Source organism: Flavobacterium glycogeni, assembly GCF_048286775.1.
Classification (GTDB): Bacteria; Bacteroidota; Bacteroidia; order Flavobacteriales; family Flavobacteriaceae; genus Flavobacterium.
Window position 1 is genome coordinate 63,135 of the sequence record NZ_JBLVPV010000005.1, and the last position, 24,121, is coordinate 87,255.

Sequence of the window (24,121 nt, forward strand, 5' to 3'; positions counted from 1 at the left end):
CGGGTCAAAGGTGTCAAATGACAAAATCTCCATTTTTTAATAAAACATCGTGAAGTGGTAATTTTGCTATAGACTTAAAACAAAAAAGACCTTACATTGCTGTAAAGTCTTTTTAAAAAGCTCCCTCTCTTGGGCTCGAACCAAGGACCCTCTGATTAACAGTCAGATGCTCTAACCAACTGAGCTAAGAAGGAAACTGTATATTTTTATTCTGGTATTGAATGAACGTTTTTGGGTGCTTATTAGTGAGGTGTGTTTCACTTGTAAAGCGGTGCAAAGATAGGGCTTAATTTGATTTCTGCAAGCAAAAATAAAACTTTTTTCAATTTTTTTTACTTCCCTACAATTGCCTTGTAAATGTCGTTTCCGTTAGCGAATAATAACAGTGTTATAAGTAATACGAAACCAACCATTTGCGCATTTTCTAAGAATTTATCGCTTGGTTTTTTACCACTGATGATTTCATATAATAAAAACATTACATGCCCACCATCAAGTGCCGGAATAGGTAATAAGTTCATTACACCAAGCATAATTGATAACAAAGCGGTGATGTTCCAAAAAACTTGCCAGCTCCAAGTATTAGGGAAAATGTCGAATATGGCTTTAAAACCACCTACTTGTTTGTAAGCACCCGTACTTGGACTGAAAATCATTTTCAATTGTTTTCCGTACCCTACTAATTGATCTTTTCCTTTTGTAATTCCTACTGGAATGGATTCCAAGAAACCAAATTCCTGCTTGCTTACTTTGTAGTAGCCCGATTTTTCAAGTGAAGCCATACTTAATCCGCCTAATTGCACACCTAATGCTGCATCTTTGTTTACAAAAACCTGAAGTTGCTCTTCTTTTTGATCACGAAGAACAGTTGCAGAAATGGTTTTGTTTTTATTGTTCTCTAAAATTGCTTTTACTTCGTCAAAGTATTTTATTTTTTGTCCGTTAAGGGCAATAACTAAATCCTTTGGCTGTAGTGCAGTGTTTTTAGATCCATCAGTAACAGATCCTATAACAAAAGGTCTTCTGATATCCAGCAATGTGCTTTTTCCCTGTTTTGATAATTGGTCCACAAAATTATTAGGCATTTTGATAGCTTGCTGAGCTCCATCTCTTTCTATCAGCACTTCTTTTGCCATGATAACTTTTATAGTAAGATCATTATCAAATTTGACAATTTTTTCGCCATCTACAGATACAATGTGATCGCCAGTTTTGAATCCGGCAGTATTCATAACTGGACTCTCGATCAAAAGACCGTCTTTCAAATCTTCATTAGCAATATAGGTATCTCCATAAGCAAATGCCATTCCGATGTAAATAATGAATGCCAAAATGAAATTCACGGTAACTCCACCCAACATAATAATCAGACGTTGCCAAGCCGGTTTAGAACGAAATTCCCATGGTTGCGGCGGCAAAGCCATTTGTTCCTTGTCCATACTTTCGTCAATCATTCCGGAAATTTTCACATAACCGCCCAAAGGCAACCAACCGATACCGTATTCAGTTTCGCCAATTTTCTTTTTTAGAAGGGAATATTTAACATCAAAAAACAAGTAGAATTTTTCGACTCTGGTTTTAAACAGTTTAGCAGGAATGAAATGTCCTAATTCGTGAAGTATAATCAGTAATGATAAGCTCAATAAAAATTGAGAAAGCTTGATAACTATGTCCATTTTTTAATTTTAGTTCTTTTTATGACTCACAAAAGTAAGGTTTTCTATTTGTTTATTTTACAATAATTGTTCCATACCATTTTAAATGTTTGTTAATTAATGAATATTGAATCTCTCGTTTGGCTCTTGTCCCTTAACTTTACTTTTTTAAAAAGGATATTTCCTTTATTTTCACTTAAATTATATTAAAATCAAAGGTATGCCATCTCAATTATTTTCACCACTCCAAATAAAAAGCATTTTGCTTAAAAATAGAATTGTTATTTCACCCATGTGCCAATATTCTGCTCAAGATGGCTTTGCCAATGATTGGCATCTCGTACATCTGGGAAGTCGTGCCACCGGAGGAGCGGGATTAATCATTCAGGAAGCGACTGCGGTTTCTCCCGAAGGCAGAATTTCTCCAGAGGATTTAGGACTTTGGAAAGACGAACATATCGAAAAAATGCAACAGATTAATCGTTTTATTGTCAGCCAGAATTCAGTTCCCGGAATCCAATTGGCGCATGCCGGAAGAAAAGCAAGTGCCGCATCACCATGGAACGGAGGTAGAAAATTAGATGAAACAAAAGGGGGTTGGGATACCGTAGCGCCAAGTGCTGTGGGATATCATGACAACGAAAAAACACCAATAGCATTAGATAAAACGGGAATTCAAAAAGTAATCTCCGACTTTAGATCAGCCACAAAAAGAGCCGTTCAAGCGGGTTTCCAAATACTGGAAATCCATGCGGCTCACGGATATTTGTTGCATCAGTTCCTTTCGCCTTTGTCAAATTTCAGAACCGATGAATTCGGAGGAAGTTTCGAAAACCGAATCCGTTTGACAATCGAAGTGGTAGAATCCGTACAATCAGAATGGCCGGAAAATTTGCCTTTATTCGTTAGAATTTCGGCTACGGACTGGGCAGAAGGCGGATGGAACTTGGAGGAATCAGTACAGCTTTCGAAAATACTAAAAGAAAAAGGAGTGGATTTGATTGATGTTTCTTCGGGAGGATTAGTTTCACACCAACAAATTCCGTTGGGTCCAAATTACCAAGTTCCTTTTGCGGAAAGTATAAAAAAGGAAACCGGAATTAGAACTGGCGCGGTTGGTTTAATCACCGAAGCCGTTCAAGCCGAGGAAATTGTTGCTTCAGGAAAAGCAGATGTAGTGTTATTTGCCAGAGAATCCCTTAGAAATCCAAATTTAGGATTGAAATTTGCCGAGGAACTTCAGGCTGATATCCAATGGCCAAAACAATACGAAAGAGCCAAAATTAAATAGTTTATTAGATAAATCTTCTGAATCGATTAATACATCAGTTCGTCCCGACGCTTCGGGATTTTGAGCAGTGAAACGGAACAAAAAAGTATCGAGAACCAATTCTTCAATGAACTTATATTCCTTCATGTGGTTAAACTTTGAAAAATATAAGGAATATAAGTCCACATAAGTCTTAAGATTAAAAAGTATAATTTCGTGTTTTTATAAAATAATACCATGCAAAAAATTAAAACTGCTTTGCTTTCCTACGGAATGTCCGGAAAAGTATTTCATGCTCCTTTTTTAAATTTCCATCCCGGATTTGAACTGATTGGTTCTTGGGAACGAAGTAAAAAATTAATCCATAAAGATTATCCTTCGGTGAAAAGTTACGCCACGATGGAAGAGTTGTTGGAAGATGATGTTGATCTGGTGGTCGTAAATACTCCGGTGGAAACACATTATGAATATGCCAAAAAAGTGTTGCTGGCCGGAAAACATGCTTTGGTCGAAAAAGCATTTACCACAACTGTTGCCCAAGCGCAGGAATTAGCGGCTTTGGCCAAAGAAAAAGGATTGAAACTGGCCGTTTTCCAAAATAGGAGATGGGACAGCGATTTCAAAACCGTACAAAAAATCATTTCGGATAATGTCCTTGGCGAAATTGTGGAAGCCGAATTTCATTTTGATCGCTACAATCCGCTTTTGAGTCCAAAACAACACAAAGAAACGGCCAATTCAGGTGCTGGGATTCTGAAAGATTTAGGACCTCATTTAATTGATCAGGCCTTGTGTTTGTTTGGTTTGCCTCAATCGGTTTTTGCAGATATTCGCATCACACGGGAACATTCCTTGGTAGATGATTACATTGATATTTTACTGTATTATTCCAATTTTCGCGTCCGATTAAAAGCCGGATTTTTTGTGCGCGAAGCCATTCCGGCGTATGTCGTTCATGGTAAAAAAGGATCTTTCCTGAAAGCACGTGGCGATGTACAGGAAGACGATTTGAAACTTGGAAAAAAACCAAACCTCGACACTTGGGGTAAAGAAGCTAAGAGTAAAGAAGGCATTCTTCATACGGAGATTAATAATGACGTCTTAATTGAAAATATACCAACACTTCAAGGGAATTATTATGACTTTTTTGATGGCGTTTATAATTCAATTACACAGGATACTATTGAACCGGTAACGGCACTAGATGGAGTTCATGTGATGCAAATTATTGAAGCCGCGATTCAAAGCAGTGCCGAGAAGAAAGGGATTGATTTGTAAAATTAACCGCAAATTCGCTAATTTGAAAGTATAAAAAATGAATTAGCGAATTCGCGGTTATCACTTTCTAAAAGCAGTAATCTGTATTTTTTATAAACAATAACGTTGTATTTTTTGATAGATATGTTGTTTTGACGTGATGAACGATTGCTTTTTGTAATTTTGATAAATTAAATTTCAAAATCCAAATTATCTTGATCGATCTCAATTTTATATCCCGATTTAGAACCAAAGCAAAATACAAAAAAACGTATAAAAACGCTAAGGTTTCCTATTTGAACCGAATCCGTTGGGCAGTATCCATGTTTTATTTTGCCATGGGTTTGTGTTTCGCCACTTGGGCCAGCCGAATTCCGGATATTAAAACCGCATTACAGTTAAGCGAAGGTGATTTAGGCAGTATTTTATTTGCGTTACCATTGGGACAACTCGTAGTGATGCCTTTTTCCGGTAAATTGGTCACCCGTTTTGGAAGCCACCGTATTCTGATAGTATCCTTGCTTTTTTATGTTTTTTGTTTGACTAATTTAGGCTTGGCTGTTCAGGCTTGGCAACTGTCATTAGGCTTATTTTTATTTGGAATTTTTGGTAATTTATCGAATATTGCGGTCAATACACAAGGTGTTTATACCGAAGTCCTTTTCAAGAAAACCATCATGTCCTCTTTTCATGGAATGTGGAGTTTTGCCGGATTCACGGGAGCTTTGGTAGGTTTAGGAATGCTGACTTTAGAACTTAGTCCGTACCTACATTTTTTAATCGTTGCCGGAATGGTACTTTTGATGATTGCTTTTAATTATAAATTCTTAATAAAAGCAAAGGAAACCATCAAAGTAGAAAAGAAGAAACTCTTTTCAAAACCGGATAGTGGTTTAATTTGGCTTGGTATAATTGGTTTTTGTTGCATGGCAAGTGAAGGAGTTATGTTTGACTGGAGCGGCGTTTATTTCAAAGATGTCATCAAAGCACCAGGACCATTAGTCATTTTGGGATACACTTCTTTTATGATTATGATGGCTGGCGGACGATTTTTTGGTGATGGATTAATACATAAGTTTGGTCGAAAAACCGTCTTGCAAATCAGCGGAATCATGATTTCGGGGGGGCTTTTTACGGCCGTATTTTTCCCCTTTGTCATCCCCGCAACCATTGCGTTTATGTTTGTAGGGCTCGGCGTTTCTACCATTGTACCCACAATGTATAGTATCGCAGGAAAGAATCCAAATGTTTCCCCAAGTGAAGCTTTAACCACAGTTTCAAGCGTCAGTTTTTTAGGTTTTCTTATGGGACCGCCAATTATCGGTTACATCGCTGAACTGTCAAGCCTGAGATTTTCATTTGCTTTCATTGGAGTCTTTGGATTTCTAATAGCAATTATGGTCTCAAGAATCAAAGCAATCGAATAAATATAAATTTTTAGGAGCACTATATTTCGTTTCCATGAAAACACCTCTTCCCGCTGTTCGCAGTATCTTTCCAGTCCTGAACTTGTTTCAGAATCCTGAAACAAGTTCAGGACTGGAAAGGATACTTGCTGCCATCGGGGCTACTCAATCCGTTTGTTTTTTCTAAGAACTTTTTCAATTGGAAGCTGCTAAAATAGATTTAATAAAATTATTTTCATTGAAAATCAATAAGTTAGTATTTTTTTGTACATTTAGTATTACAATTCTTTCAAGCAAGATTTTTATTGTATGCTGAATTTTAAATACCACTTTCTTCAGCATTATATTATTTAAGGTTTATACCACTTTTCCAAAATTCAGTTTTAATTATTTTCAAGTTGTTATTCCATTTCGGATGACGCTTTCTATGCTTTTTGTTCAACCGTTAAAAGGAATTTTAGCGGTTGAACTTCTCGCTAGGAATAAAAAAAATAAAAATCCTCTCGACCAAAATTTCAGTAATTATATACCATCATCATAATTTGAATATATGAATAAATTTCACATTGCATTTTTCTTTATCGTTCAAATAGGATGCGTTACAGCACAACATAATACGGGATTTTTCGGGAAAGTCATCGAGTCCAAAACGCAGAATCCGTTAGGTTTTGTGGTCGTCAGTATTCAAAATACTACTTTAATGCAACTCACCAAAACCGATGGAAATTTCAGTTTTGATACGGTTCCCACAGGAAATGTATTGTTGCTTATTCACAGTCAGGGTTTCAAAGATGCCTTGTATCCTATAGAAATTATCAAAGGGAAGATGCTGGATTTAGGAACCATAGTTTTAGAAGAAGATCAATCCACAGAACAGCAAAGCAGTTTAATAACACTTATCGAAAGCGATCTCAGCGACGACAACAGTAGTTCCGAAAGTACTTCGGGACTGTTACAATCCTCCCGGGATGCATTTTTGCAAGCCGCCGCTTTCAATTGGGGACAAGCTCGTTTTAGAGTTCGGGGATTAGACAGCGAGCATTCCACCATGATGATCAATGGCGTTTCCATGAATAAAATCTATGACGGAAGACCGCAATGGGGTGAATGGGGCGGATTGAATGACGCGCTCCGGAATCAGGAATTTACGCTGGGAACAACACCTTCTGATTATACTTTTGGCGGAATTTTAGGAACACAGGAAATCAATACCCGAGCTTCCATTTACAGACCCGGTTCCAGAATTTCATTTTCAGGAACCAATACCAATTACAGTTGGCGCACCATGGGAACATACGCTTCGGGAATGAATAACCGAGGCTGGGCTTTTGTAGTTTCGGCAGGGAAACGCTGGGCGCAAGAAGGATATTTTGAAGGAACAAATTATGATGCAAATTCCTTTTTTATAAGTCTCGAAAAAAAATTAAGCGAGAATCATTCGTTGAATCTAACGACAATGTACACGCCCAATTCCAGAGCTAAAAACTCCCCAAACACAGCAGAAGTAGCCCAACTGACCAATGTGAAGTACAATTCCTATTGGGGTTTTCAAGACGGTGAAAAAAGGAACGCCCGCATAAAGACGATTGAAGAACCCACGATTATGCTGAATCATTATTTTAAAATCAATGATAAAGCCAATCTGAATTCGAGTGTGATGTATCAATTTGGAAAAATCGCCAACAGCAACATCGATTATCAAAATGCCAACAGTCCGGATCCAACGTACTACAGAAAAATGCCCAGTTATTACAGCTCACTTTATGCGCCGGATAACGGAGAATTTTCGGGAGCATTTACTCCGGATTATGAAAATGCAGAAAAAAGTAAAGCTCAGTTTTTAGCCAATTCCCAAATCGATTGGAAAGCGATGTATCAAGCCAATCAAAGCCCGGTTTTTGATTCCAATGGAACTATTTCGGGGTATGAACCGGCAAAAAGTAAGTATGTTTTGTATGAAGATCAAGTAGAGGATCAAACTGCTGTGGCGACAACGAATTTGAGTGCGCAACTGTCAGAAAATATATTTTTGAATGCGGGAGCGTCATTCAAAAAATTAAAATCGCATAATTCTCAAAAATTGTTGGATTTGCTCGGTGGTTCTTATTTTGAGGATATTGATGCTTTTTACAGCGGGAATCAGTCCCAGTCTGATTTGAATAATCCAGACCGACAAGTAGTCGTTGGTGATACGTACGGATACAACTATAATTATTTTGCCAATACTTTAGAGGCGTTCACACAATTTAAATTCACCTACAATAAAGTGGATTTTTATCTGGCCCAGAATTTTTCAAGCGCCAATTATCAAAGGGAAGGTTTGTACAAAAACGGAATTTACGAAACCAATTCCTTCGGGAAAAGCGAGAAAGCAGCGTTTGAAAATTTTGGCTTCAAAGCCGGATTCAATTTGAAAATCTCCGGAAAACAGTTGGTGACTTTTAACGCGGCACATTTGACCAAAGCGCCTTCTTTACGAAATACTTTTGCTAATTCCCGATTGAATAATTCGATTGTTGACGGACTGGAAAGTGAAAATATAAACAGTTTGGACGCCAGTTATGTCTATCGCTCCCCAAAACTGAAAGCCAGACTGACGGCTTATTATGCACTAATTAAAAACGCGACTCAAATTTCCTTTTTTTATGCCGAAGGAATTTTTGATGATGGCGCAGGTTATTTAAACACCGATGCTTTTGTCAGTCAAACGTTAACGCAGTTGAATAAGAAGAATATGGGTGGAGAGTTCAGTTTGGAATACCAATTAAATCAAACTTTCAAGACTACTTTCTCGGCGGCTTTTGGGGAATATACGTATGACAGTAATCCAAAAGTGACTTTGACAAATGATGCCGAAGCTTCTTTGGAAAATACCAGTCCGGTTTTTGATTTTGGAACGGCCGCACTAAAAAATTACAAACAAGCGGGAATGCCGCAACGAGCGTACTCACTGGGAATTGAATATAGAGACCCAAAATATTGGTGGATTAGCGCCAATGTTAATTATCTCACGAATAGTTATATTGATATTTCTCCCATTTCGAGAACCGAAATATTTTATAAAAATTCCGCAAGCGGTTTCAATTTCCCGGAGGCGACCGAAGAACGGGCAGCAATACTATTAAAACAAGAAAAGTTTGATCCAACGATGTTATTGAATCTCGTGGGTGGAAAATCATGGCTGATTTATGGAAAAAATGTTGGGGTTTTTGCCAGCATCAATAATGTTCTTGATGTTTCCTATAAAACAGGTGGTTATGAACAAGCCCGAAATGCTAATTTCAGACAAATTAATCAGGATGTTTCCAGTGGTACGCCCTCTTTTGGACCAAAATATTTCTACGGATACGGAAGAACGTATTTCGTGAATCTTTATATCAATCTATAAATTAAAGCATATGAAATCAACATTCTACAAATCCTTTTTATTTTTGCTGTTGACAATTATATTCGGCAGTTGTGCAACGGATGAGGTTGCTGCACCAAAACTTATTTGTACACAACCGGATTTAGTGACCAATAAAGCAGTTAGCGAAGTTCACGCTGCTGCGAATGCTATTGTAACACAATACAAATACGATGATATAATCGAGGCATATGTGGTTTCCAGCGATGAATCGGGAAATTTTTTCAAGTCGATTTCCTTTCAAACTTTGGCAACAGCCACAACACCAGCCATAGGATTTAGTGTTCCCGTGGATGCTACAAATTTGTACATTGATTACAGATTGGGCAATAAAGTGTATATAAAGTTGAAAGACCAATACACAGATATTTTATTTGGCGGGATGCGTATAGGAAGCATTTTTGTGAATTCTTATAATGAAGGCGGAGTAGGGCGACTTTCTCAAAATAAGTATAAAAAAGTGTTGAATGCTTCCTGTACGAATGTTAGTGAGGACTTGTTGATTCGGTCCATTTCGATGTCAGAATTGCTGAATGATTCTAATTTAAATACGTTGGTTGAATTGTCTGATGTTCAGTTTACAGCCGCCGCAATAGGCCGCCATTATTTTGAGGAAACTAATAATGTGGGTGGTGCGACGAATTGGGGTTTGATGGATAAATTAGGCAATCAAGTCTATTTTAGAACCAGTAGTTTTTCTGATTTTGCGGGTAAATTAGTGCCGAATGGAAGCGGAAAAGTAAAAGGAATTTTGACGAAATACGGAAGTGATTACCAATTATTACCGCGCTCCGAAAAAGATGTTGTGATGACCGGAACAAGAGCAATTCCTTTTTTCTCAGAAGATTTTGAAACCGTTGTTGATAAGTCGAACTTGAGTCTGCCGGGCTGGGCGAATATTGTTCAGAAAGGGACGCTTTTCTGGAAAGGCACAGTCTATTCCGGAAACGGTTATGCCGAATTTAATATTACGGGAACCAAAGTCGTTTCGAATGTGGCTTGGTTGATTTCTCCAAAAATAGACATGGATGTTCACACGAAAGAAGTCTTGACTTTTCGAGCGGCCCAACATCATTTAGATGTTGATTCCCAGTTAAATTCTCTGGAAGTTTATGTTTCCACTAATTTTGACGGGTTGAATTTGGCGACAGCGACTTGGATTCCGTTAGTTGTTAATTTACCCAAACAAGCGACACCTTGGTATCAATTTATTGGAAGTGGCGGGGTAGATTTATCTTCGTATAATGGCAAAATCAATATCGCTTTTAAATACACAGGTTCCGGGAAAAACCTGGCTTTAGATGGTGCTTTTCAAGTAGATGATGTCCAAGTTTTTGGGGATAAATAATTTTTAATTAAAGGGAAGCTTTCGGAGTTTGGGAAGAAATAATTTTCGCTGCAGCTACAGTCGCATTTTTATTATATTTGCCTTCTTTAAATAAATTTTATCATGAAAAAAATCCTTTTTGTACTAGCTTTAATTCTTTGTATGTCCTGTTCAAAAGACAAAGAAATCGATTATGTCGCTAAAAACGAACAAGATATTATTGCATATATCGCAAAAAATAATTTAACAGCCCAAAGAAGCGATTCAGGATTGTATTATGTGATTAATGAAGCAGGTGATGGAAAACAACCTACCGCAAACTCTAATGTAACAGTCGCTTACAAAGGCTATTTTACAAATGGATCTGTATTTGATGAAAGTAAAGCGGAAGGTATTTCGTTTAGCTTGCAAGAAGTCATAAAAGGCTGGACAGAAGGTATCGCTTATTTTAAAGAAGGGGGAAGTGGTATCCTTTTGGTACCTGCTCATCTTGGCTATGGGAATGATGATAAGGGGCCAATTCCTGGAGGTTCTGTACTTATTTTTGAGGTCAAACTTATTTCCGTGAATTAGGTTTATTGCTGAGGGATTGTATTAGAAACCTAGGGTGTCTTACATAAAAAACAGGAGTTATCTATTTTTGGAGATAACTCCTGTTTTTTTTTGATCAAAATACCATAACTACACATAAACTGGTCGGATTCAAGTTGAAAAATATAAATTTGAAATAAATAATTTTATCCTTTAATTGGTTTTTGTATTTTGGCAATCCCAAATCGATATAATTACCAAATGAAAATCTACTTTATTGCCATTTTTTTGATGGCCAGCCCGCGTTTTGTACAAAGCCAAATTTTGGAAAATTCAGTTAAGTTAAAGCAAATTAATGTTGTAAAGACAAATTTCCGCAATTTAAAAAGTGGCGAGATTATAAACAGAACCATTTTATTTAAGGAAGGTAAGCTTTTGTCCATTAAAACATCTGACGTCCTCCAAAGTTTTTTTTATAATCCAAAAGGATTATTAGACATGACTGTCAAAGAAAGGCAAGGAAGCAACTGGAAAGAGGTTGTGAATTATGCTTATAATAAAGAAGAGCAACTAGTGAAGTTTACCAAAAAATACGAAGAAGGTGGCGAACTTGTCACTAAAACAGTTGCTATAACTTATGAAGGATCAAGAGTAAAAGCAGTAACTAAAAAAAGTAACAGTCATCAAACCCTAATTGAAGATATTGAATATATTGTTGAGAATGGTCTTGTTGCCAGACGTTCCTCCAGAGATCGAAATCAACAAATAGTTAATAAAATAGAGTATGTGTATTTCAAAGATAATATTGTCAGACACAAAGGATTGATTGGTGATAAATCAATGAAGAACTATACTTTTGATGATAAAAATTCAGCTGATTTATTAATAGTGAAAAACATTTTTGGTCAAAACTATAAAGTTATTGTGCCATTAGTTTCTTTTCATGAAGAAGAATTTGATTTCGAATCAATATCTAATAATAATAAATTAAGTTTTACCTCTACTGCTATAAATGCTATTGGCAAAAGCGGAAAATACAAATACAATAATTTAAACTACCCAGTATCCTGTTCCCTTATAGAAGAAAATGGGATAGTAAAAACTGAAAAAATTTATTTTTACGAGTAAGGAGCACCTTTTTAAGGGAAATTTTTATCCTTTTTAATATTAAGATTCAGTATGAAATTTGTTTACTTTAATTTAAAAAGGATTGAATAAACGTTAGTACCTTACAAATCATTAAATTTGTAGCTTATTCAAAGACATGTTAGAAAAAGAAGTAATAAATTTCGAAAAAACAGCTATTGTTGGTATTGTAACTCAAAACCAAAGTGAAGAGAAACTTAACGAGTATCTTGACGAATTGGAGTTTTTGACTTTTACCGCAGGTGGTGAAGTAGTGAAACGTTTTTCGCAAAAAATGGAACGCCCTAATCCCAAGACTTTTGTTGGAACAGGAAAAATTGAAGAGATTCATCTTTTTGTAAAAGAAAATGATATCTCGACTTTGGTATTTGATGATGAATTATCGCCTTCACAGCAAAAAAATATATCTAAAATCATTACGGAATGTAAAATCCTCGACAGAACGCATCTTATCCTGGATATTTTTGCGCAACGTGCTGAGACTTCATATGCAAGAACGCAGGTAGAATTAGCACAATGTATCTATATGTTGCCTCGATTATCGGGACTCTGGACACACTTGGAACGTCAAAAAGGGGGAATTGGAATGCGTGGACCTGGAGAGACAGAGATTGAAACCGACAGACGTATTGTTCGTGACCGAATAGCATTATTGAAAGAGAAAATAAAAACCATCGACAAGCAAATGGGCGTGCAACGAGGCAATCGTGGCGCTATGGTTCGTGTGGCTTTGGTTGGGTATACCAATGTTGGAAAATCGACTTTGATGAATGCCGTTGGGAAAAGTGACGTTTTTGTAGAGAACAAACTTTTTGCTACGCTTGATACCACCGTTCGAAAAGTAGTCATCAAAAACTTGCCTTTCTTACTTTCGGATACGGTAGGATTTATTCGAAAATTACCGACACAACTGGTGGATTCTTTCAAAAGTACACTGGATGAGGTTCGTGAAGCCGATTTGTTATTGCACGTGGTTGATATTTCACATCCTGAATTTGAAGATCATATCGCATCGGTAAACCAAACTTTATTGGACATCAAAGCGAATGACAAACCCGTTATTATGGTTTTCAATAAAATCGATGCCTACAAGCATTTGACTATTGATGAAGATGATTTAATGACCGAAAAAACGCCAAGACATTACACGCTGGAAGAATGGAAATCGACTTGGATGAGTCGAGTAGGCGAACAAAATGCCTTGTTTATCTCGGCTACCAACAAAGAAAATTTCGAGGAATTCAGAGAACGCGTTTATGAAGCCGTAAGACACATTCACATCACCCGTTTTCCGTACAATAAGTTTTTATATCCGGATTATAAAGACGCTGTGGAGAAAGAAGAGGAAGAAAACGATTAATTCTCCCAAGCTAAAAAGCAAATCAATCCCTTTTGAAATTTTAAGAGGGATTTTTTTTGGGCATGTCCCAGCTTCCACTGCGTTTCAGCTGCGTCAGGATCCCGAGGCTTCGGGACGCTGCAATCTTTTATTTCGCTGCGCTGCATAAAAGGATTTCCGCTGCCATCCTTCATGCGGGATTTACGGGATATAATTGCCATTGATTTTTTAAATTGCCATTCCGGTTTTTTAGACTATTTGTAAGAAAAAATCAATATATTTGAAATTAAATATTGTGTGATAATTATCACACATATCTACCCAAATTTGGGTGGCTTTGTGTGATTTTGTCACACCTATATACAAGTTACCTGCTAGTTAAAACCAGAAAAACGTAAAAAAACAAGTAAATTAAATAATAATTATGGAAATCATTTTAAACGAAAATTTATCAAAAAGTTTATCTACAAAAAGAAGACGCGAACTTATCCCTAAGTGGATTAAATTTTTTATATTCTTATTCCTGTTTTTGGGTTTTGCAGGAATTTGCATGTTGGTTGCAAAAAATATAATGGGGTCAGATATTGGCAATTCAACCATTTATGGTCTAGAAACCAATTTGTTTTTTTCTCCACTTGGAGTATTTATAAACACTATAATGATTTTTAAAATAGTTGTTTCTTATGGTCTCTGGATGGAAAAAGACTGGGCTGTTAATTATGGTATTATTGATGCTGTTTTTGGAATAATTGTTTGTTTTGCTGTTATGGTAGTTTTACCATTTGTAGAATTCAAAGATGGATTAAACAACCTAAATATAAGATTTGAAATATTTCTATTAGTTCCTTATTTAATCAAATTACTAAAAATAAGAAAAGAATGGGAAAGTTTGAGCGGAATTTCTCCAGTAGTTTCAACTGCAAAAGAAATCATACAAAACGAAACTTTTATTGGGAAAACTAACTACCAGGACAAAAAAGTAGAAACCGAAAATAGAATTGAAGAAACGATAAACAAAGAAGACCCGAATAGATTTATGCCAAAATAACCAGCAGGTAACAGGCGTTTGGAGTGACTGGGATTTAGTGGAATTAGCGGTTTCAATCGTAATTTTCCCACTGGCACTCGTTTGTCCACGTTCTCTGGTGCTCGTCTGTGACGAGTGCCTACTTAAATTAAGAGGCAAATTGTAGCGTTTGCAACGCGGATGACAAAAACAAGGCTATTTCAGGACGTTACAGAACAAAAAAGACCTTTAGAAATTTCTAAAGGTCTTTTTTTATAAAAATGTGTTTTTCTAAAAACCGTAATTAACGCCTAAACCAAACACTTCTCTTACCTGAACGGCTTGCACGGAATTGTCATCGTAAATTGCCTGTACAGCCACATTTGCTGACAAATATTTGTTTATTTTCATAACCACATTCATCTGATAATCGACATCGACATTTTGCGGGTTGTCTAAATAATTAGAATATAAATTCAATCTGTTTTCTACAGATACATTTGTCATGATATTGAATTTATAATATCCCGAAATGCTTGCGCCGAATTCAAATCTGGAATTGTCTCCTTGTAAAACCCCAAATGAAGGACCAAATTCAGTAAAATGGTCGTGAACCAATATTAATTTTGCAGTCGCGGGAGAAAAATTAACACTCAGATTATTGCTTTTTTTCCACAACATTCCGGGTCCAAATTGAAAATAGGCAGGGGAGAAAAAATGAGAAAGCCTAATTCCATCTTTATCATAACCAGCGTCCATTTGTGTTTTGAAATTAAAAAAAACAGAATAATACCAATCTCCTTTCGCTTTCTTGCCCCAAAGGGAATTCAATTCTAGACGGTCATCTGTTTTGGCTGTTTTTTCGTCACCTTTTATCTTGGTTAATCCATAAGCCAGAATGAATTTATTGTCCCAAACAACATCTCCTTTTTTATAATTAAAATCATAATTCAGACCAAAATTTCCCGCTATGTTTGACGTTCCGCCACCCAACCATTGCTTATTGTAAGCAGATTGATTAAAAAGCAAAGAAATATTTCCTTTTTTAGTCCAAAGTTTTGTGGTGTCTGTTGCCGTTTCTTGCGCATTAATAGCAATTGCCACTAAAAGTAACACTAGAGAAAATATTGTTTTTTTCATGTCTGTTTGATTTAAATTATAAAATAAACGTATGCTGCTATTTTTTATGTGCTTTGTACAAAGGAACAGCTGAACAAGCCTCTCCATACATAATGCTTTTGGCAAAAGGTTGCAGATAGTGTACAGCCAATACATAGGCACGCATAGGGACTGGTTTTCTGGAACACCCTTTTATAATCACAGGCTTGTTTTTATAAATCGAATAATCAATTTTAGGCAACAACTCTTCATAAAGGGAAGCGTTTAAATCCTCTAGAGTTCCATTAATGATTTTCTTCGCAAATGGCGCTAATTGAATCGCAACCAAAATAGAAGCCCAAGTAGGAATAATAGCATATGTGCTGCAATAAATAGCAACATATTGATCCTGATATTGTGACCAATCGTGATTTTTCAGCTGTTCTCTAAAGTCTTTTTCTTTTAATAAAAATCCTTCCAAAAGCCATTGTGAAATATCGATTTGCACATGAATTCCTTCTGGATAGTAATCTTCGAGATCGAAAACTTCCAAAACGCTATTCGCAACTTTATTTATTATTTCTTCCATAATCATGTCTTAAAGTCGAATGTCGAAAGTCATAAAGTCACTGCTTTGAGACTTTATAACTTTCAACTTTATGACTAAATTCTAAAGCATTCCCAATTCTAATTTTGCTTCTTCGCTCATTAAATCTTTACTCCAAGGCGGATCGAAAGTAATTTCTACTTCCGCATCTTTTACATTGTCTAATGATTTTACTTTTTCTTCCACTTCTCTTGGTAAACTTTCGGCAACAGGACAGTTTGGTGAAGTAAGTGTCATCAAGATTTTTACTTCATAATCGGTATTAACCATTACGTCATAAATCAATCCTAATTCGTAAATATCTACAGGAATCTCCGGATCGTAAATTGTTTTTAAAATTTTTACGATTGATTCCCCTAACTCGGTGGTGTCTATTTCTTGTGTCATAATTTTTAATTTTTATTATTTTATTACTCGTAAATAACTGATATTAATGAAATTGTATCAAATAGGGAGACTATTTTATCAACTCCAAAATCATTATTTGAAAATATAATATCAAGAGTAATTTTATTATTGTACTTTTTGTCTAAAGTAACTACATTGGTATGAAAACCTTTTTTTGTTTGAAAAGTGTACGTTCCTAAAGTTTTATCGTCACTAATAAAGTTTATCTTTTTTAATTGTGAGTCAAACGATTTTGTATAATTTATTCTTGGATAGTTAGTATGTATTTTTTTTTCATTGTAATCAACAACGACATTGAATATAAAAGGACTATAGTTGCCTCCAAAATATTTTTTAAAAGTTTCGTTTAAAGCCTTATTTCCTCGCGTGAAAAATAGTTTAGTTTTATTCTTTTTTAGATCATAGGTTCCTTCTATCGTATGAGTTGTATGATATAAATAACTTTCCAGTATTTTTTTGTCTTCGTTATTAAAACTTTTAATTTCAAGAAATCCAATAATTTTTGTCGAATCAAACGGACTTATTACTTTTGAAAATTTTAATTTTGGATATTCAACTTTAAGTAATAATGTGTCTGCATACACTTTGTCATTTTCAATGAAAAAGTTCGATTTTTGTTCGTATACAAATTTGATTTTTGAATATGTTCCTGGCAATGTTGTTTGTGAGAAAACAACATTGCATGCTAAAATTAACATTATAAAAAATATTTTTTTCATACGAATAATGAAATTAATTCAGCGTGTTGAATGCCAAAGCATACATTTTTATATTTTTTATCATCGATACTAATCCATTGGCGCGCGTAGGGGATAAATGTTCTTTTAATCCTATTTTGTCAATAAAATCCATATCAGCATCAAGAATATCTTTGGCACTTTGATTTGAAAAAGTGCGGATTAATATGGCAATAATCCCTTTGGTCAAAATAGCATCGCTATCGGCAGTGAAAACAATTTTATCATCTTTTTTCTCTCCTTGCAACCACACTTTCGATTGGCAGCCTTTTATCAGATTGTTCTCTGTTTTGAATTCTTCTTTGATTAAAGGAAGATTTTTTCCCAATTCGATGATGTATTCATAACGCTCCATCCAGTCGTCAAACATAGAAAACTCATCAACGATTTCTTCTTGTATGTCTTTAATTTTCATTATTATTTTTTAGCAAATGAATTTATTTTATTTACGAATTTCTTGATTTCTTTAGGTGGATAACCATGATCAAAACTAGTCGTTTCATAGGCTTTGTCTTTGTGAGTGATTTTCAAATTGGCAATAGCCGCACCGTCATGAAAACGTTTTTGAGTGGGTGCTTTTAGTGTTGCCAAACTATCCAGTTCCACTGTTTTAAAATATTCCACTAATTCTTTCCAGTCGGCATCCGATATTTTTTTCGGTACCGGTTTGTCGTTTCCATCTCTGTCTTTTGAAACAGTAACCATCTGATTTTTTATCGTTATTTTTTGATAAAAGCCTCTGGTATTGGCTTCGTACTCAATAACAGCAGTACTTATTTCTTGTGCTTTGGCGCTGTCACAACCATTGCCTAGAAAAATAGTCAGGAACAATAAAGATAATATTTTCATGGGTTTATATTTTAGGATAACATTAATTTAGCTTTTTTTATAGCCTCAACCATAACGTCAATTTCTTCTTTGGTATTATAAAAAGCAAATGATGCCCGTATCGTTCCGGGAATACAAAAGAAATTCATAATCGGTTGCGCGCAATGATGACCCGTTCTTACGGCTATTCCTAATTTGTCAATTATCGTACCAACATCATAGGGATGAATTCCTTCAATATTAAACGAAATTACAGAAGTTTTTGCTGCCGATGTACCAAAAATTTTCAAACCTTCAATTTCCAGTAAGCGTTGCGTTCCATACTCCAGTAATTCCAGTTCCTGTTTTTGAATGTTTTCGAAACCAACTTCATTCAAATAATCAACGGCTGTTCCCAAAACAATTCCACCTGCAATATCAGGCGTTCCGGCTTCAAATTTATGGGGTAAATCAGCATAAGTTGTTTTCTCGAAAGTCACTTCCTTAATCATTTCGCCCCCACCTTGATAGGGCGGTAATTTATTCAGCCAAGCTTCTTTTCCATATAAAATTCCGGTTCCTGTTGGTCCACACATTTTATGTCCTGAAAAGGCATAAAAATCACAGTCTAATTCCTGAACATCTGGTTTCAAATGTGGAACGGCTTGCGCTCCGTCGATCAAAATCGCTGCTCCAACTTCATGCGCTTTGTCAATCATATATTTAATCGGATTGACAGTTCCAAGAGCATTCGAAATATGATTTACGGTTACGATTTTAGTTTTATCCGAAAGTAATTTGTCGTATTCAGACATAATTAATTCGCCATTCTCATTCATCGGAATGACTTTCAGTGTCGCACCGGTTTTCTCGCATAACATTTGCCAAGGCACAATATTGCTGTGGTGTTCCAATGCGGAAACCAAGACTTCATCACCTGGTTTTAAAATCGAAGCAAATCCATTGGTCACCAAATTAATTCCGTGCGTTGTTCCTGAAGTAAAAAGCACTTCATGAGCGAATTTAGCATTGATATGATTTTGAATTTTACCACGGGAAGTTTCATAAGCATCGGTAGCTAGCTGGCTCAAAGTATGCACACCGCGATGAATATTGGCATTAATTTCCTGATAATATTTTGAAATCGCATCAATCACAACCTGTGGTTTTTGCGAAGTAGCTCCGTTGTCGAAATAAACCAATGGTTTTCCGTTTACTTTCTGTGAAAGGATAGGAAAGTCGGCTCTAATTTTATTTATGTCTAACATTTATCTGCTTGTTTTTATTGTTTTTTATTGGTCAGATAGAACGCCAATAATGACAATCTTTTAAAATAATCAAAATTCTAATCGCGTTTCTTTATTTAGAATTTTTCTAAATACAAAAGTAATAAAAACTAAATTGTTTTAGCCATGAATTAACCAATTTACTTCTATTAATTTCGGTGTTTCATTAAAATAGAATTCCTGAATTTGTGGCTAAAAAATAATTATATTGCATTGTTTTACAATTAGCTACTATGAAATGAGCATACCGAAAACGTGATGCAAAAATTGATTGAGATAAGCGAATTCCATATTCCGATAAAAAACAAATAGTATCTACGTATGAAAAAATTAGTGAAGTTTGTTGGTTTTGCGTCTTTTATCGGAATCTTTTATTTTGGATTCACCACCTATCCAAAACTGGATTTAATATCCGGCTTTTCAGCCAAAAGTATCGCTTCGGGACATTTTATTGATAATCGTTCACAGGAAATGATTGAGAAAGGCGACAATGATATCGATATGATTGATTTGGCCAAAAACAAAATTGAAGATGTCGGGAAGTTTGCCGCTGCTTCGGTTTATGGTTTGAAAGAACGAAAAGCAATTTACCGCGAAGGTTTGGGAGCCACTTTAATCAACGATGATTTTGATGTTACAAAACCGTATTTAGTTCCGAAAAGAACAAAACTGAACAACAATTTGCCTTTTCCGTATGGAAATAACGAACCCAAAGACACCGTTTTTGCAAATGTTGATTATACTAAATTGAATGCGGCTGTCGCCAATGCTTTTGATAAAAAAGGTGACTCGAGCCTAAAAGGCGAGCAGGCGAAGCAAACCAAAAAAAGAACGCGTTCCCTTTTGGTAATTTATAAAGACAAAATCATTGCCGAAAAGTACGATACCGGTTTTGATAAAAACAGTAAACTATTAGGGTGGTCCATGACTAAAAGTATTACTAGCGCCATGTTTGGGATTTTGGAGAAACAAAGAAAATTTGATATTGATGCTCCTGCTCCAATTCCAGAATGGGCGAATGACAAACGGAAATTGATTACAACAAGTGATTTGCTACACATGAATTCCGGTTTACAATGGGTAGAGGATTACAATGCCATTTCTGATGCCACCAAAATGCTTTTTCAGGCCGAAGATATGACTCGGGTACAACTAGAGAAACCGGCGGAATATAAACCCAATATGCGGTGGAATTATTCTTCGGGAACTACTAATTTACTTTCTGGAATTTTGCGGAAGCAGTTCAAAACGCATCAGGAGTATTTAGATTTTTGGTATTCAGCATTGATTGATAAAATAGGAATGAATTCTATGGTAATCGAAACAGATATGGCCGGAAATTATGTAGGCTCGTCCTACGGTTGGGCTACAACACGAGATTGGTCAAAATTTGGGTTGTTGTATTTGCACAAAGGCAACTGGAACGGCGAACAAATTTTCAACGAAAGTTGGGAGAAATACACTGCAACTCCTACGAATAGATCTGACGGAAGATATGGCGGACACTTTTGGCTCAATTCCGGCGGATCTTTCCGTGATGTTCCAAGAGATATGTATTACTGTAGCGGTTTTCAAGGACAAATGGTGGCGATTATTCCGTCACTTGATTTAGTGATTGTACGAATGGGTTTGACCGAAGAACCTGAATTTGATTTTAATGGAATGTTGAAAGGGATTATTGGGAGTTTGAAGAAGTAAAAAACACCATGTATTGCAGTTTTAATAGCTTGTCTTTTTTTAACAAAAATCAGCAAAGTTGTTAATAAAATTCATAAATCTGCTTAAAATGTTTTACATTGGTCTAATAAAAAAATATTAACATGAAAAAAATTACTTTATTAGCATTCGCATTGCTTTTTTCTTCCTTATTAATTACATCTTGTTCTAGTGATGATTCTATTTCTGATGATTCAAATGGGGTTTCGAGTGGCGATTATTGGCCTTTAGCTATAAACAATCAATGGATTTATAATGAAAATGGTTCCGTAATTTCTCCTGTGAAAATCACAGGTACAGATAATTTTGGAGGGACTGCTTATTATCGAGTTTCAACGGACAATGCCTATAATTTACAAACTTGGGCAGTTAAAAAAGGAGCGACTTATTTTTTAAAGACAGGAGATTTAAACCTGACTGAAAATGGCATTACTATTAAAATGAGTTCTTATGAATTGCCAATGTTGAAAGATAATTTGGCGGTTAATGAACAATGGAACGGTAGTGTTACTTCCAAGGTAAGTGTTACAGATGCTTCTAACTTTTCTTCTTTTGACACAACTATAAAATATTTGGGAGTTATATTAGAAAAAGATGCAAGTATAACAGTGAATAATAAGGTTTATGCGAGTGTCATTAAAATGAGTTTTAGACAAGAAGTAAATTTCCAAGGCCAAACTACTATTACAGAATCAGTATATTGGTATGCAAAAGGAGTTGGACCAGTAAAATCAATAAATACTATTAATGGAAGTACGGTAGAAAGTACTTTGGTTAGTTATATTATTAATTAAGTAATTAAAGGAAACATTTTTAGCCCCGATAGAAATGAAAATCCTTTTTGAGGTTTTTACCGAAAAAAGATTGCAATGTATAGCGGGAATAGCTCCTAAAAAACAAACCCGACAGATTTCTAAAATCTGTCGGGTTTAAAATTATAATTAATTACTAATACTACAAATCAAATCCCAATTTCACGCCTAATTTATTGGCGATAATCGTGGTGATTCGTTGTTTTAATTCCGGTATTTTAATGTTTTCGATAACTGCATTCGAGAACGCATACATCAATAACGCTTTAGCTTCTTTTTTAGGAATTCCGCGTTGTTGCATGTAGAACATCGCCGTTTCATCCAATTGTCCAACGGTACAACCGTGAGAACATTTTACGTCATCAGCAAAAATTTCCAGTTGCGGTTTCGCGTTTATAGTCGCTTTGTCGCTCAATAAAATGTTATTGCTTTTTTGGAACGCATTCGTTTTTTGAGCATCTTTCTCCACATACACTTTTCCGTTGAAAACTCCTGTGGAACGATCAGCATAGATTCCTTTATAATCTTGGAAACTTTCGCAATTTGGAGTCGAATGTTTCACCAAAGTATAATGATCTACGTGTTGCTTTTCGCCTATAATCGTTATTCCGTTTAAGGTACTTGTCAATCGTTCCCCAAAGTGATAAAAATTCAAGTTGTTCCTCGTTAAGTTCCCTCCAAAGGAGAAGGTATGAACCGAAACGTGACTTTCTTTTTGTTGCGAAACGTAAGTGTTGTCAATTAAATTCGCTTCAAGCGTATCGTTTTGAATTTTGTAATAATCAACGATAGCACGTTTTTGGGCAAAAATCTCGGTAACGGAATTCGTTAGCACTGGATTTTCGTTTAAACTTTGATGACGCTCAATAATTTGAACATGAGAATTCTCCCCAACAATCACCAAGTTTCTTGGTTGGACCAAAAGTGCCGCTTCATTACCTGTTGAGAAATACATAATCTCAATAGGTTTGTCAGCCACTTTACTTTTTGGAATGTTGATATACGCTCCTTCATTGGCGAAAGCCGTATTCAATGAAGTTAAACTTTCGTCTTTGCTGGCAATTTGATTAAAATACGTATCAATAATCATTTTGTATTTTGGTTTGGTCAATGCCGATGACATCAAGCAAACATCAATTCCGTCGTGTGTTGTTGACGATAAATGCGAACTGAAAACACCATCAATAAACACCACTTTATAGGTGTCTATTTCGTGTAAAAAGTATTTTTTTACGTGGTTGAATTCAACTGCATTTTCTTGCTTTGGAAAAACGGTAAAGTCATTTTTTAGGATGGCGTTTAACGAAGTGTATTTCCAAGCTTCGTCTTTTTTGGTTGGGAAACCTTTATCTTCAAAGTTTTTTATGGCAGCTGTTCTCACATCATGAAGTTCGGAATGAACATCAATACGCTCTTCGAAAGCCATAAAAGACGATAGTAATTTTTCTTTCAATTCCATTTTTGGTAGTTGTAAGTTATGAGTTATAAGTTATGAGTGCTTCCGATAGCTATCGGAACTGCAAACTGTAACTGCAAACTAATTTTACGCTTCTTGTTCTTGTTTAATCCAGTCGTATCCTTTTTCTTCCAGTTCGTGCGCTAGTTCTTTTCCACCGGATTTTACAATTTTTCCGTTGTACAGTACGTGAACGAAATCAGGAACGATATAATCTAATAATCTTTGGTAGTGCGTAATCACTACGATAGCATTTTTGTCGCTTTTTAGTTTGTTAACGCCATTAGCAACAATACGTAAGGCATCAATATCAAGTCCAGAATCGGTTTCATCAAGAATAGCCAATTTTGGTTCCAACATCGCCATTTGGAAAATTTCGTTACGTTTTTTCTCTCCACCAGAAAAACCTTCGTTTAGAGAACGAGACAAAAATTTTCTGTCAATTTCTAATAATTCCGATTTCTCACGAATCACTTTCAGCATATCTTTAGCCGGCATTTCTTCCTGACCGTTTGCTTTACGCGTTTCGTTGATGGCTGTTCTTATGAAGTTCGTTACTGAAACTCCTGGAATCTCTACGGGATATTGGAACGATAAAAACACTCCTTTATGTGCTCTTTCTTCTGGTGCCAAATCAGAAAGGTCTTCACCGTCTAAAGAGATTTCACCTTCGGTTACTTCGTAGTTTTCGTTTCCTGCAATGATGGAAGCAAGGGTACTTTTTCCGGCACCGTTTGGTCCCATTATCGCATGAATTTCTCCCGCTTTCACTTCAAGGTTAATCCCTTTTAATATTTCTTTATCCCCAATTGAGGCGTGTAAATTTTTTATACTTAACATTTGTTTCTTTA

The 24,121-nt window shown here is 35.7% G+C and carries 23 protein-coding genes and 1 tRNA gene; 12 read left to right on the forward strand and 12 right to left on the reverse strand.

Annotation, left to right across the window (positions count from 1 at the left end; genetic code table 11):
- Positions 1–120 precede the first annotated feature (120 nt).
- A tRNA-Asn gene (locus ACNQGX_RS05550) sits at positions 121–194 on the reverse strand.
- A 138-nt stretch (positions 195–332) separates the two neighbouring features.
- On the reverse strand, positions 333–1,676 hold the full coding sequence (gene rseP / locus ACNQGX_RS05555) for an RIP metalloprotease RseP (protein WP_417974791.1): 1,344 nt from the start codon (positions 1,674–1,676) through the stop codon (positions 333–335).
- Positions 1,677–1,875: 199 nt separating this feature from the next.
- On the opposite strand from rseP, the gene ACNQGX_RS05560 reads away from it, so the two are divergent.
- From ACNQGX_RS05560 to hflX, 8 genes are all read left to right on the forward strand, one after another.
- Positions 1,876–2,946, forward strand: coding sequence for an NADH:flavin oxidoreductase/NADH oxidase (locus tag ACNQGX_RS05560; protein WP_417974794.1), 1,071 nt, complete (start codon positions 1,876–1,878; stop codon positions 2,944–2,946).
- Between the two features lie 216 nt (positions 2,947–3,162).
- A complete protein-coding gene (locus ACNQGX_RS05565; RefSeq protein ID WP_417974796.1) occupies positions 3,163–4,203 on the forward strand; it encodes a Gfo/Idh/MocA family oxidoreductase in 1,041 nt (346 codons plus the stop codon).
- A 194-nt stretch (positions 4,204–4,397) separates the two neighbouring features.
- A complete protein-coding gene (locus ACNQGX_RS05570) occupies positions 4,398–5,609 on the forward strand; it encodes an MFS transporter (RefSeq protein ID WP_417974798.1) in 1,212 nt (403 codons plus the stop codon).
- A gap of 529 nt (positions 5,610–6,138) precedes the next feature.
- Positions 6,139–8,976 carry a carboxypeptidase-like regulatory domain-containing protein gene (locus ACNQGX_RS05575; protein WP_417974800.1) on the forward strand — a complete coding sequence of 946 codons (2,838 nt, stop codon included), beginning with the start codon at positions 6,139–6,141 and terminating at the stop codon, positions 8,974–8,976.
- Between the two features lie 10 nt (positions 8,977–8,986).
- A complete protein-coding gene (locus tag ACNQGX_RS05580; protein WP_417974802.1) occupies positions 8,987–10,342 on the forward strand; it encodes a DUF5689 domain-containing protein in 1,356 nt (451 codons plus the stop codon).
- 102 nt (positions 10,343–10,444) lie between these two features.
- Positions 10,445–10,894: an FKBP-type peptidyl-prolyl cis-trans isomerase gene (locus ACNQGX_RS05585; RefSeq protein WP_417974804.1), complete on the forward strand. Its 450-nt coding sequence runs from the start codon at positions 10,445–10,447 to the stop codon at positions 10,892–10,894.
- A gap of 219 nt (positions 10,895–11,113) precedes the next feature.
- A complete protein-coding gene (locus ACNQGX_RS05590) occupies positions 11,114–11,980 on the forward strand; it encodes a hypothetical protein (protein WP_417974806.1) in 867 nt (288 codons plus the stop codon).
- A 136-nt stretch (positions 11,981–12,116) separates the two neighbouring features.
- Complete coding sequence (hflX, locus tag ACNQGX_RS05595; protein WP_417974808.1) at positions 12,117–13,358, forward strand: GTPase HflX; 1,242 nt, start codon at positions 12,117–12,119, stop codon at positions 13,356–13,358.
- On the opposite strand, the gene ACNQGX_RS05600 is transcribed toward hflX, so the two are convergent.
- On the reverse strand, positions 13,355–13,558 hold the full coding sequence (locus ACNQGX_RS05600) for a hypothetical protein (protein WP_417974811.1): 204 nt from the start codon (positions 13,556–13,558) through the stop codon (positions 13,355–13,357). The two genes, hflX and ACNQGX_RS05600, sit on opposite strands and share 4 nt — an antisense overlap.
- A 203-nt stretch (positions 13,559–13,761) precedes the next feature.
- Here ACNQGX_RS05600 and ACNQGX_RS05605 point away from each other — a divergent pair, with 203 nt between their 5' ends.
- On the forward strand, positions 13,762–14,385 hold the full coding sequence (locus ACNQGX_RS05605) for a hypothetical protein (protein ID WP_417974813.1): 624 nt from the start codon (positions 13,762–13,764) through the stop codon (positions 14,383–14,385).
- 249 nt (positions 14,386–14,634) lie between these two features.
- On the opposite strand, the gene ACNQGX_RS05610 is transcribed toward ACNQGX_RS05605, so the two are convergent.
- The 7 genes from ACNQGX_RS05610 to ACNQGX_RS05640 form a co-directional block, all read right to left on the reverse strand.
- A complete protein-coding gene (locus ACNQGX_RS05610) occupies positions 14,635–15,483 on the reverse strand; it encodes a DUF3078 domain-containing protein (RefSeq protein ID WP_417974816.1) in 849 nt (282 codons plus the stop codon).
- A gap of 37 nt (positions 15,484–15,520) precedes the next feature.
- A complete protein-coding gene (locus tag ACNQGX_RS05615; protein ID WP_417974818.1) occupies positions 15,521–16,030 on the reverse strand; it encodes a DUF2480 family protein in 510 nt (169 codons plus the stop codon).
- 81 nt (positions 16,031–16,111) lie between these two features.
- Positions 16,112–16,435 carry an SUF system Fe-S cluster assembly protein gene (locus tag ACNQGX_RS05620; RefSeq protein WP_131914683.1) on the reverse strand — a complete coding sequence of 108 codons (324 nt, stop codon included), beginning with the start codon at positions 16,433–16,435 and terminating at the stop codon, positions 16,112–16,114.
- Positions 16,436–16,458: 23 nt separating this feature from the next.
- Positions 16,459–17,175, reverse strand: a complete 717-nt coding sequence (locus tag ACNQGX_RS05625; RefSeq protein WP_417974820.1) for a hypothetical protein — start codon at positions 17,173–17,175, stop codon at positions 16,459–16,461.
- Between the two features lie 13 nt (positions 17,176–17,188).
- On the reverse strand, positions 17,189–17,608 hold the full coding sequence (locus tag ACNQGX_RS05630) for a SufE family protein (RefSeq protein WP_417974822.1): 420 nt from the start codon (positions 17,606–17,608) through the stop codon (positions 17,189–17,191).
- A gap of 2 nt (positions 17,609–17,610) precedes the next feature.
- The gene (locus ACNQGX_RS05635; protein WP_235831697.1) at positions 17,611–18,042 is read right to left on the reverse strand and encodes a hypothetical protein; all 432 of its coding nucleotides are present in this window, start codon (positions 18,040–18,042) and stop codon (positions 17,611–17,613) included.
- 11 nt (positions 18,043–18,053) lie between these two features.
- Positions 18,054–19,268: an aminotransferase class V-fold PLP-dependent enzyme gene (locus tag ACNQGX_RS05640; protein WP_417974824.1), complete on the reverse strand. Its 1,215-nt coding sequence runs from the start codon at positions 19,266–19,268 to the stop codon at positions 18,054–18,056.
- Positions 19,269–19,607: 339 nt separating this feature from the next.
- Between ACNQGX_RS05640 and ACNQGX_RS05645 the strand changes: the two genes are divergently transcribed.
- The 3 genes from ACNQGX_RS05645 (at position 19,608) to ACNQGX_RS05655 (ending at position 21,935) form a co-directional block, all read left to right on the forward strand.
- Positions 19,608–20,984, forward strand: a complete 1,377-nt coding sequence (locus tag ACNQGX_RS05645; protein ID WP_417974826.1) for a serine hydrolase domain-containing protein — start codon at positions 19,608–19,610, stop codon at positions 20,982–20,984.
- A 122-nt stretch (positions 20,985–21,106) separates the two neighbouring features.
- Positions 21,107–21,796, forward strand: a complete 690-nt coding sequence (locus ACNQGX_RS05650; RefSeq protein ID WP_417974828.1) for a hypothetical protein — start codon at positions 21,107–21,109, stop codon at positions 21,794–21,796.
- 34 nt (positions 21,797–21,830) lie between these two features.
- The gene (locus ACNQGX_RS05655; protein ID WP_417974830.1) at positions 21,831–21,935 is read left to right on the forward strand and encodes an induction peptide AbpIP family protein; all 105 of its coding nucleotides are present in this window, start codon (positions 21,831–21,833) and stop codon (positions 21,933–21,935) included.
- Between the two features lie 21 nt (positions 21,936–21,956).
- Here ACNQGX_RS05655 and sufD read toward each other — a convergent pair whose 3' ends face one another.
- Both sufD and sufC read right to left on the reverse strand, forming a co-directional pair.
- Positions 21,957–23,273, reverse strand: coding sequence for a Fe-S cluster assembly protein SufD (sufD, locus tag ACNQGX_RS05660; RefSeq protein ID WP_417974832.1), 1,317 nt, complete (start codon positions 23,271–23,273; stop codon positions 21,957–21,959).
- Positions 23,274–23,357: 84 nt separating this feature from the next.
- On the reverse strand, positions 23,358–24,110 hold the full coding sequence (sufC, locus tag ACNQGX_RS05665; protein WP_417974834.1) for a Fe-S cluster assembly ATPase SufC: 753 nt from the start codon (positions 24,108–24,110) through the stop codon (positions 23,358–23,360).
- Positions 24,111–24,121: the final 11 nt, after the last annotated feature.